The sequence below is a fragment of the uncultured Brachyspira sp. genome, from assembly GCF_944390845.1.
Classification (GTDB): Bacteria; Spirochaetota; Brachyspiria; order Brachyspirales; family Brachyspiraceae; genus Brachyspira; species Brachyspira pulli.
Map to the genome: position 1 here is coordinate 1 of NZ_CALXRM010000090.1, position 11,727 is coordinate 11,727.

Genomic DNA, 11,727 nt, shown 5'->3' on the forward strand with positions numbered 1-11,727 from the left:
CTTGCACTTTTTGCAACTTTTTGCGGCGGGAAAAAGTTGAATAAAAAAATGACAAACTTAAAAATTTTCAGTATATAATAAAAATTTAAGTTTCTAACACATACAATTTTTACATTTAGTTTATTTTGAGGACTAGCCATCGAAAATAATAAAAACATTAAAAAATTATAAAACCTGCATATATTTTATAATAAAGATATATGCAGGTTATAAAAGTCTTTACTTTATAAAATAAGATTTTACTGTTCCATATATTGATGAAGTAAATCTTTTGTTAATGTCTAAAGGATTTATATATTCTTCTTCATTGCAGTTTCCATTTTCATCTAGCCTGTGGAAAGCAATATTTTTAAATGTTACTTTTTCGTTAGCCTCTATTCCAAACCACATATATTCAAAATCTATACGGCATGCAATATTTAATATAGAATCTTTTAATTCATAATAAGTATAGCTTCCGCCATCTTCAATATCTCTGCTTCTTTCAAATGACATTTTATTTGCCATTGACATTATTTCGCCTGCTGTTATTTCCTGATCTTCAAAAGAAATGATTTTGTTGTTTTTTATGTGTTCTTCTTTTACTTCTTCAAATAATAAATCAAGCTGATTTATAGGCTGTGATATTTCATAGTCATTTAATTGAGTTTTCCATTTTGATAATTGTTCTTCATCTAATTCTATAGGGTGAACTAAAGTAATATTCTTTTTATTTTTAAAACTGTCTTCAAATATATATTCTTCTTCATCGAAGGTATTGAAAGAACCGTCTTCCATATATCTGAAGCTTTCTATCAAATTATTCTTTTCATCATAAACGCCCCATATAAGTTTTAAAGCAAATATATTCATTATTGGGTTGTCCACAAAAAGCTCAGTAAAAGTTTTATAAGACCATTTTCTTCCGTTTAATAAAACTTTATTTAATCTTGTTATTTGATTGGAAGTTATCATTTTTATATTTTTCTTTATCAAAGTTAATTCTTTTTTTGATGCATCCGCAGTTTCTTTATCATCTTTGCTGTTTGGTGCTGGAAGTGATTTTAAAACTTTTTCATTAGAATCTGTTACTTCGATAGTGAAATCATTTTTTATTTGAAGTTTAAATACTCTGTTTGCTTCTCCTCCGTAATGAAGTTCTCTCATTCCTTTTTTGTCAAAGTCTAAATCTGGAATTATTTTGTCTATTAGCTCATCTTCTGAAATCTCTAATGCTTTGGCTGTCTTTTTTAATGCATCTTTAGCAGCATTTTTAACCTGATTATTTTTAATTTTTACAGACATTGTATCAACTAAAACTAATGCAAATTTGCTTGCATTTAATGCTATAGCATATACTGCATGTGCTGCTAATGCTCCTCTTGAATTCAATGCCCATTCTTCAATTTGTGCTTTTAACTTTAATAGTTTATCTTCAGGCTGGAAAATACAATATGGAATAAGTATATTTTTTAATTTTGTATCTGCTTTGTTGTTAAGCCAATTAGAATATATACTATCAAGTGCATTTCTAAATGAATCAATATCAAAAAACTCTGCTATCTTGTTGCAGTCTTTTAATATTGAAGGCTCTTTTAATGCGACATATTCCATAAACACATACTGAACTATTTTTAAAGGTGCTTTAGTTGTTTTATCTTTTAATAAAATATTAGAAAGTATATTTTCGTCTATATCTTTTATTAAACTTTCATGTCCTTCATTATAGTATTTATTTAAATATTCTTCTATTTCTTCAACGCTTGTAAATTGGAAATCATCATCAAACTTTTGTAAGTCCCAATATTTAATTATTTCTTTATAAACTGTTCTTGATGCTTCTTTTCCTTCATTCGCTAATTTTTCTACTTCGCTTCTTACAATGCTTTCATTATTATTAATTACTGATACACAATACTTTTTTATTTCTTTTGATTTTGCTGTGTCGAGAACTTTGAAAACAAAATCAAATTTATTATCAATAAGTTCTTTTAATTCATCACTGAAAAGACAATTAATAAATGATATAGTACCGCTAATATTTGCTGTTATAGAAGTGATAAACGATTTTTCTTCCATAATAGATTTTGTTTCTTCTGCATTATTTTTTATAAGTGTGATAATATTATCTTTTGAATCTAATAATGATAAATAAATATCTTTTAATGGTACTTTTTTATCATTAACTAATTTTTCTTTAGCTTCCAAAATATTTCTATTATAGAATATTTTCTGAATAGAAACATAAATAGAAATTTTGCCGTATATTCCATAATGCTTTAATAATTTAGTAGTAATTTCTGATGCTTCATCATTTATACCGTCAAAGGACATTATAGCTGACAAATAATGACTATGATTAGTGTAAGGTTCTTCTTTTACATATTTAAAGCTTTTAGAAGTTATTTCATCAAAACTTTTAATAGGCTGCATTATCTTTAATAGCTCAACGCACATTGTTTTGAGAGTTTCTACAATAGAATTAGTATCTATATTATATTTATTATTACCGCTTGCAAGCATAATTGATGAAAGCATAGCATAATCAAGATATAAATTTTCTAATTTTGATTTTTCTATTATCTCATAAAGCTTATAAAAAGTTTCTTTGTCTTCATCATATAATTTTTTTGCTTCTACTGTTAAATATGAAATAAAAAGAGTGTTATTATTAACTATTGTGTTTAACAAAATACATTCTTTAGGGAAATTGCATAGTTCTAAATATTCAGGTATAAGTTTTTGTGTGTAATAATAATAGCCTTTATCCTCTGAATATCCTTTAAATAATCTTTTATATAGTTTTATAGTTCTTGTCATATCTTTGTATATATTCACAAGAAAATAAATCATATTGTTATCTTTATTTAAAATATTCATTAATCTTTTATAAACTTCTTTATCTTTATCAACTATAGTAAAAAGTAATGATATAGTTTCTTCATCATTGATTTTTAGAGAATCTATATAATTTAATAATTGTTTGATGAGGCTTTTATCATCATCTCTATTTATGAGGTATACCAAAATAGTTAATAATAAATGAGGCTCTTTATTTAATAATACTTTATTGTCATTTTTTACTTTTTCTAAGTATTTATTAAAGTCTTTAGATACATAGGCCTCTAATTCTGAAAACTTATAAAAATTATTTACTTGTATTTGTATATATTTAGATGCTTCATTATTAGCTAAAGTTGCTTTAGAATATTTTTTATCATATATAGTTCTTTCATACGTATTATTATAACTTTCTATTAATGCTTTTTCTAAATCTTCGCCAGTAGATAATCTTAAAATTATATGAACATTTTTGTCTTTGTATATATCTTTTATTATAGCTTCAGCGTATCTTGACAGAGCTTTTTTATCTTCTTCTTTAGTATTTTCATCAAAATAAAACCTAAAAATGTCTTCAGCATCATAACCGTAATAATTTCTTAAAGTGGGGCAGCTGTTTGACTTTCCATAAAAATAATCAAGAAATGCATTCTTATTATTTTCATATTGGAATATTCTTTCAAACTTATTTCTTATTTGTTCTTCATTACTGATATTATTCTCCATAGTTAGTACCTCATCTTTCAATAGTATTTTTATATAGTATAATTAATTTTTTTTATTATGTCAAATTTTTATTACTGTTGCTATGTTCGCCTTCGCCTATAATTAGCAAATAAATAAATTTATTTGCTGGTTTCGGCTCACTGTTTGGTTTATATGTTTCTTAAGCAAATATTATTATTTTTTAATTGTATTTATATCAACTTTTTCCAGCCTTCGCTCTGCGGGCTTTGCCAAAAGTTGCAAAAAGTGCAAGTATAAAATTAGTGCTCAATCATATTAAAATAGTATTACATGTAAGATAAATTATTAATTTAAGCTAAAATATACCCCTTTGCGAAGCATATCTGAGTTTATTGAGGATATAGCTTCTTTGGGGCACCAGTGGGGTTCGGCATGACTGTGTGTTTCGCAGCAAAGCCACAGATATTAAAAACAAAATATGATTTTATTTTTGACAAATTGTAATTGTTTAGGTATATACAAATTCTATTTACCGTACGTTAAACAGATTCAAGGCTTAACTAATGATTAATTTGTAATAATATTTTTAAATAAAACTTTAAAATATAAATAAAATATTAAAATGGAATGCATCATAAATATATTTTTTATTTTTAAGAATTTGACAAAAAATATAAAACATGTATAATTAAAAATGTTAGACTATTCTAACATTTAGAGGAGCTATATTATGAATATTAATTTAAACGGAGTATCTGAAACTTTATTAATTACACTATGGGCTAAAGCAGAAGAAAGTAAAAGAGAAGATTCAATTATCAAAGATTATAAATCTATAGAAATATTAAAAGAAATAAATTATGATTTTTCAAAGTTCAAAAACTCTAAAGGAACTCAAGTAGGTACTTGTGTAAGAACAAAAATAATAGATGATATAATAAGAGATATTATTGAAAAAAGTTCAGCAGAAAGTTTTAGTATTATCAATTTAGGAGCAGGTCTAGATACAAGAGTAAGCAGATTTATAAAGGATAATATTTATTGGTATGATATAGATTTTGAAGATGTTATTTTGTTAAGAAAACAATTTTTTAAAGAACTAGAAAATAATAAAAATTATGAATGCATATCATCATCTATACTAGATTATAGGTGGATAAAAAATATTAAAGTAAGAGGAACTGTTATAATAATATCTGAGGGGGTATTGATGTATATAGAAGAAAGTTATATAAAAGAATTAATTGAAAAACTATCTGAAAACTTTATTAACTGCCATTTTATATTCGATACTATACCTACAATTTTTGCTAAAAATACAAAACTTCATGAAACAGTAAAAGAAACAAATACAGTATTTAGATGGGGATTAGATATACCATCAGATATAGAAAAATTAAGCAGTCATATAAGATTTATAAACAGTTATAATTATGCTGATTATTTTAAAAATAGATGGGGACTTATGGCTATATTAAGACATTTACCATTTGCAAAAAATATGATAAACTTTAATACTATTCATATAAGACTTGTTTAAAATATTCTTTATTTAGTTTAATAAATTTTATTCTCACTCCCCGCCCTCTAAATTTATTTGTATTATTATGTTACTGATATGCTATTTTTTGTTTTTTGGTTTGATACTGTTATTTTAGCTGCCCGCCCAAGATTTTTTAAAATTATAGTTTATTCACGCATGTAGAATAGAATTAAATATATAGAATTGTTTGTAATTCAAATGTTATTATTTTTGCAATTTAATTTACCGTGCGTTAGATGAATATTTTATTTAATAAAGTTTAAATTACAGTTTCCCCCTTAAGGCTTCTTATTTTCTTCTGGTATTAGAGTTAAATTTTTCTTTTTGATTTATTCAGTTATTTTAGCAGCCCACCCAAAATTTTTTTAAATTTGTAGTTTATTCACCGCACGTAGAGTAAAACTAAATATATAGAATTGTTCGTAATTCAAATTTTATTATTTTTTTAAATTTGTTTACCGTGCGTTAGAGTATCTTTTATTTAATAAAGTTTAAATTACAGTTTCCCGCCCTCAAGTCTTTAAAATTTTTTCTGGATTATAGTTTAATTTTTCTTTTTAATTTATTCAGTTATTTTAGCAGCCCACCCAAAATTTTTTTAAATTTGTAGTTTATTCACCGCACGTAGAGTAAAACTAAATATATAGAATTGTTCGTAATTCAAATTTTATTATTTTTTTTACTTATTCCCGTGCGTTTCAAAATTATAAATTTGATTAACACTTTGGATATGCTTAAATTTTTAATTAAAATCAGTTTTTACTTGGTATTCCAAAAGGTATTCTCAATTTTACTATAGTGCCGGCTCCCTCTGAACTGTCTATAGTAATAGTGCCCTGCATAGTGTCAAGTAAATCTTTTACAACTGATAACCCTATACCTATGCCGCCGTATTCCCTTTCAAATCTTGAATCACATTGATAAAATGGCATAAAAATCTTTTTTAATTGGCTAGGTTTTATTCCTTTTCCTGTATCTTTTACCATTATCTCTATTTCATTTGGAATTATATTTTGCATTGTATGATAATTAAATAAATCAGGTGAGAAATCAAGAGACTTTTTCTCTATAGTATCAAGTGTTCTTATATTTATAGATATTGTTCCTGATTTAGTAAATTTGAATGCATTTGATATTATTCCTTCCATAATAAGTCTAAATCTTTCATGGTATCCTATTAATATATTACAGTTTTTTTCTATATTCATTTCTACTTCTATGTCTTTAGGATATATGAATTTATAACCATTTATTATAATGTTTAATTCTTCTTCTACATCAAATTCAGAAAGATATTTATTACTATCATCATCTTTTAAAGCAATTTGTATTAGATTATTATTAGTATCATAAAGTTTTTTTATGCTTCTTGTAACTATATTAAAGAATTCTTCTCTTTTTTCTTCAGGCATATTGTTCTTTTTAAGAAGATTAATATATCCCATAATCTCAGTAAAAGGGTGTCTTAATTCATGAGAAACAGTAGCTTTAAACTCTCTTATCAATTTATTATAATGTTCAGCACTTTTTTTTAGCGAATTAATTTCATTCAAAAGAGTACGAAGTCTTTTTTGAAGTATTAAATTATGCTTTTTTTGATGTTCATAAAGTATTGAGAAATAAAGTCTGTTAAGTCCTATTTCTGTACCGGCATTTTTTATAACACCATCTTTACACCATTTCATAGCTTTATCAAATGGAACAAAAAAAGTTTCTATACTTTCTTCCATAACAGAACCATCAGTTTTTATTTCTTTTTTAGGTGTTATTCCTGTAATATCACATGTTGCAATATTTATTCTCTCTGTAATTATTCCAGAAGAACTATAATATCTATGACCTAATACATGAACATTTTTTAATTCCACAGAATATCCAGTTTCTTCTTCTAATTCTCTTTGAGCACATTTTTTTATACCATTGCTAGGATTTTTATCATTCATTTCATCTTCTTCAAGCATTCCTGCAGGGAATTCAAGAAAATTCATAATGTGTTCATCTATATCCTCAGGGTTTTTACCAGTCATCACTTTTTCTCTATAATATACAACCGGTCTGAATGTATTTATCATAAGTACATGAATTTGATTGTCTATATATGTATATGGAACAATAATAACAGCGTCTCTTCCTTTTCTGTTAATAATATCGCAATTATACTCTCTGGAGAAAGTTCCGTCATCATATTCATTTATAGCAACAAATCTTTCCAAATTTACAAAACCAGTATCCAACTGTATAGGAGGAGATTTTTTGAAGAATTTAGTATCTTTAACTTTTTTAATTTTTTTGTTATTTTTATCCATAGATAGAATCTCTTTTTTTAGTAATTTATTGTTCTTTTGGAAGGTATTTTATAAGTGTGATGGAATTGCCTTTTTTGTTGAATTTCACTTCATCGAAATATGATTTAATCATCATTATGCCCCTGCCGCTTTCACGTGCAAAACCATCATTATTTATTTTTTTGGCTTCCTGTTTAGGTTTAAAACCAAGACCTTGATCTTTTACATTAATACTAATATATTCATCTTCAATTTTTAGAACGATATCAACATGAGTAGTTTTAGCTTTTTCTGTTTTTAACAGCTCTTTTAATTTTTTATTATATATATTTTTTTTGAGCCATTCTTTTTTCATTTCATAAGGTATACTCAAATTACCATGTTCTATAGCATTCATTATCACTTCATATAATGCTGCTGCAAATAAGTCTAATTCAGAATTTCCTATAAGTTTTTTTACTTCAAGACTGATTTCTTCTATTAGAGGTGTAATATCTTCTAATTTATTTTCGAGAATATACTTTTTCATTATTCTATTATACCACTATAATAATATAAATCAAATTTATATTATTATAGTGGATATTATTTTTTAATATGGTTTTTATATGCTTGACAAAATAAAATTTATATAGTACAATACTTCAGTACATTTGTATTAAATTTTTTGATGAAAATAATTAAATAAAAAGAAATACAATCTTTAAGGAGACAAAATGAAACGAACTTATCAGCCAAGTAAGTTGCGTCGTGCAAGAAAATTTGGTTTTTTTAAACGTATGGCAACCAAACATGGACGCGATGTTCTAAAACGCAGAAGAAGAAAAGGTAGATATCGTTTAACAGCTGCCGATGAGTAAAAATATTAAGCAATTATCAAACAGTACTTATGGAAAACTGTGATAGGGGATATTGTTGAAATTATATAGCAAAGAGCGATTAAAGCATAGAAATGATATAACTGTATTCTTCAATAAAAATAATGGTGTTAGAAGGATAAGTAATTCCCTTTATACTATATTTTTATTGAAGAATAATCGCTTGTATTCTAGGTTTGCTGTAGCTATCAAAAAAAATAAAACTAATTCCGTAGGCAGAAATAGAGCTAAGAGAATAGTAAGAGAAATATATAGAAGTTCTAAAGATAAGATACCTGTAGGCTATGATTATTTTATTATTATAAATAGATTTGATAGTTACTATTCCCATTCGTATAATGATTGTAAAAGAGATTTGCTAAATTTATTTCAGAAGGTTTCGTAAATTATGAAAAATATTCTTTTGCTCTTAATTTTTTTCTATCAAAAGGCCATTTCCCCTTATTTGAGGCCTTCTTGCAGATATATACCATCATGTTCGGAGTATGCTAAACAGGCAGTTATTAAACATGGTGCTATAAAGGGTAGTTTTCTCGCAATTGCCAGAGTACTGAGATGTAATCCTCTAGCAAAGAAAATATATGATCCAGTACCATAATATTTTATATGTTAGGCCATCTTCCTTTTTTAATTGCTTAAATAATACTTATTTTGTTGTATATAATTGATTTAAGGAGCTTTAATAGTTTATGAGCAATAATAAAAGAATGGTTATAGCAATTGGTCTTTCAGCTATAATAATGTTCATTTATATGTTCTATCAGGCTAAAACAATGAAGCCTGTTTATAGTTCAGATACAAATACGAATTCCTCAGCTGTGAGTAATACAGCAAGCAATAATGTTAACCCTCTATTGAATACTGCACAAATGCAAAAAATTCAAAGTGTAGAAAATACTAATTCAGTAATAAATAATGAAAAAACTTTAGAGAATGAATATGTTATAGCTACATTTAAAAATGGTTCTCTTTATTCATATAAATTGAAAAATTATCATCCTCAGGATTTAGGACCAGAGGCAACTAATAAAATTATAGACATGGTTGAACAAGTTTATGAGGGTATATATCCATTTACTGTAACTTTTCAAAATCTTTCTAATTCTGTCGCATTACCTGAAAATTTAGATTATCAATTATTAGATAATAATGGTAATTCTGTAACTTATAGTGCAAATGCTATTGTTGATGATGTGCCGGTAAAAATTACTAAAACTTTTAGTTTTGGAGAAGATCCTTATCAATTAAAAAATTCTGTAACTATAGAAAATATCGGTGAAAAAGATTTGCCTTTATTTTACTCATATTTCTTAGGTACTGGTATAGGACCTTATAGAACTGATAAGAACTCTGTTAGAGAAGATGCTACTAGAGCACAATATTTAATAAAAGGAAATGGTAAATCAAAAATATTATTAACAGGCGATATAGTAAAAGATAATATATTTTCAAGATTATTCGGTTCTTCTTCAAGAGGAATAAGAACTAATCAGATGAGATATAATGTTTATGAAGGTCAAGATAAATGGGTTACTTTAAATAATAGATATTTTGCTATTATTTCATCATCAGCACAGCCTGATAATACAGTTTTTGAAACTATGACTTTTTCAAAACCTTCTACAAATGAATATAGAAATGATTTCCATTTAGCTAATTTAGTTTCTAAACATAATATAAAAAGCGGTGATTCTATAACAGATACTTATTCTGTATTTATGGGTCCTAAAGTTAGAAGATTATTTTCTAAATATTATGTTGAAGAATCTTATGAATCTATATTCCAAGAATCTTTCTTAGGACTTAATTTAAGACCTTTGACTTATATATTAGATATTATGCTTAATGCTTTGTATAATATAACTAATGATTATGCTTTAGCTATACTTTTATTTACATTGTTATTTAAGATTGTAACATTCCCATTAAATAATGCTTCTTATAAATCTATGAAAAAAATGCAATTAGTTAATCCAAAGATAGAGCGTATAAGAGAGCAGTATAAAGATAATCCGGAAAAATTGAATGCAGAAATAATGGCTATTTATAAGAAAGAGAAGATTAATCCATTAGGAGGCTGTCTTCCTATGTTATTGCCGTTCCCATTATTGATAGCATTTTTCTATTTAATGCAGTCAATGGTAGAGCTTAGAAATACACCATTTTTATGGATAACAGACCTTTCATCACCGGATAAGTTATTTGTATTTCCAGCAGGAATACCAATATTAGGAGGATTTAACTTTAACTTATTCCCTATAGTTATGGCATTAACAAGTTATTTAAGTATGAAATTACAGCCTTCATCTTCAGCCGCTACATCAGGGTCAGTCGCTACACAAATGAAGATGATGACTACAATTTTTCCTTTAATGATGTTACTTATGTTTTATAATTTTGCAAGCGGTCTTGCTTTATATTGGACTGCTCAGAACATATTTGGTGTTATTCAGCAGTTTATAACAGCAAAACTTGACAAATCTAATACAAATGAAGTTGTTGTAGAAGAAGTGAAAACAAATACTAAAAAGAAAAAGAGAAAAAGAAAGTAATAAATAAAAAATCAAACAATTAACAAAGTGGTAAAAAATATTACTTTATCATATAGAAAGGAGGATACTATGTTAGTAAAAGAGTTTAGTGGTAAATCAGAAAAGGAAGCCGTTAGTAAGGCACTAGAAGAACTTAATCTTACAGAGGATCAGGTTAGAATTGAAGTTATTGATAAGGGTAAACGCACTTTATTAGGTTTCGGAGAAGAATCCCCAACCATTATTCGCGTTTATTATGAAGAAATTTCTACGAATTTAGGTGAATTTCAATCTATAGTATCTAATATATTAAAATATATGGGTGTGGAAGCTGAAGTAACTGCTAAAGAAGAAAGTGAGAAAAGAATTTATATTAATATTTCAACAGAAGATTCTGGTGTTTTAATAGGTAAAAAAGGAGCTACATTAGAAGCTCTACAATTTATTATATCATTAATAGCCTCTAAAAAATTTAATGATGATGCAGAAAGACATATCATATTAGATGTTGATGGTTATAGAGAAAGACGCGAAGAAACTTTAAAACATATAGCTCGTCAGGCTGCTCAGCAGGCTAAAAAGACTAGAAGAGTTGTTGCTTTAGCTCCTATGTCGCCTTATGAGAGAAGAATCATACACTTAGAGCTTCAAAACGATCAAGATGTTGAAACTAAAAGTGATGGTGAGCCTCCATACAGAAGCGTAAAAGTTTATTCAAAAAGAAAAGGCGGATATAACAACAATAAAAGATATAATGACAGAGGCGGTTATAATAAATCATATTATAGAAATAGATAATTAAATAATATTTATTTAGAAATTCAGGGGGATTTAAAAGTCCCCCTTTTTTATTGCATAATTTTTAAAGTACAAATAATATATTTAATTTTTTAATATAAAAATTTTAGTATATACCAAAAATTTTTAACTTTGTCATTTTTTTAGTCAACTTTTTCCCGCCGCAAAAAGTTGCAAAAAGTGCA

The 11,727-nt window shown here is 26.2% G+C and carries 9 protein-coding genes; 6 read left to right on the forward strand and 3 right to left on the reverse strand.

Going from position 1 to position 11,727, the window contains the following annotated elements:
* Positions 1-219 precede the first annotated feature (219 nt).
* The gene (locus tag Q0K52_RS13335; protein WP_297300228.1) at positions 220-3,546 is read right to left on the reverse strand and encodes a DUF4132 domain-containing protein; all 3,327 of its coding nucleotides are present in this window, start codon (positions 3,544-3,546) and stop codon (positions 220-222) included.
* Between the two features lie 691 nt (positions 3,547-4,237).
* Here Q0K52_RS13335 and Q0K52_RS13340 point away from each other — a divergent pair.
* Positions 4,238-5,047, forward strand: coding sequence for a class I SAM-dependent methyltransferase (locus tag Q0K52_RS13340; RefSeq protein ID WP_020003819.1), 810 nt, complete (start codon positions 4,238-4,240; stop codon positions 5,045-5,047).
* A 755-nt stretch (positions 5,048-5,802) separates the two neighbouring features.
* Here the strand turns inward: Q0K52_RS13340 and Q0K52_RS13345 are convergent.
* On the reverse strand, positions 5,803-7,356 hold the full coding sequence (locus tag Q0K52_RS13345; RefSeq protein WP_297300232.1) for an ATP-binding protein: 1,554 nt from the start codon (positions 7,354-7,356) through the stop codon (positions 5,803-5,805).
* Positions 7,357-7,381: 25 nt separating this feature from the next.
* Positions 7,382-7,864, reverse strand: coding sequence for an ATP-binding protein (locus tag Q0K52_RS13350; protein ID WP_297300234.1), 483 nt, complete (start codon positions 7,862-7,864; stop codon positions 7,382-7,384).
* A gap of 187 nt (positions 7,865-8,051) precedes the next feature.
* Between Q0K52_RS13350 and rpmH the strand changes: the two genes are divergently transcribed.
* The 5 genes from rpmH (at position 8,052) to jag (ending at position 11,542) form a co-directional block, all read left to right on the forward strand.
* Positions 8,052-8,195, forward strand: coding sequence for a 50S ribosomal protein L34 (gene rpmH, locus Q0K52_RS13355; protein ID WP_008723263.1), 144 nt, complete (start codon positions 8,052-8,054; stop codon positions 8,193-8,195).
* A 55-nt stretch (positions 8,196-8,250) separates the two neighbouring features.
* A complete protein-coding gene (gene rnpA, locus Q0K52_RS13360) occupies positions 8,251-8,598 on the forward strand; it encodes a ribonuclease P protein component (RefSeq protein WP_297300236.1) in 348 nt (115 codons plus the stop codon).
* A gap of 3 nt (positions 8,599-8,601) precedes the next feature.
* Complete coding sequence (gene yidD / locus Q0K52_RS13365) at positions 8,602-8,811, forward strand: membrane protein insertion efficiency factor YidD (protein WP_297300238.1); 210 nt, start codon at positions 8,602-8,604, stop codon at positions 8,809-8,811.
* Positions 8,812-8,902: 91 nt separating this feature from the next.
* Positions 8,903-10,765 (forward strand): membrane protein insertase YidC, encoded by a 1,863-nt coding sequence (yidC, locus tag Q0K52_RS13370; RefSeq protein WP_297300240.1) that lies wholly within the window; start codon positions 8,903-8,905, stop codon positions 10,763-10,765.
* Positions 10,766-10,834: 69 nt separating this feature from the next.
* Positions 10,835-11,542, forward strand: coding sequence for an RNA-binding cell elongation regulator Jag/EloR (gene jag / locus Q0K52_RS13375; protein WP_297300242.1), 708 nt, complete (start codon positions 10,835-10,837; stop codon positions 11,540-11,542).
* Positions 11,543-11,727 lie beyond the last annotated feature (185 nt).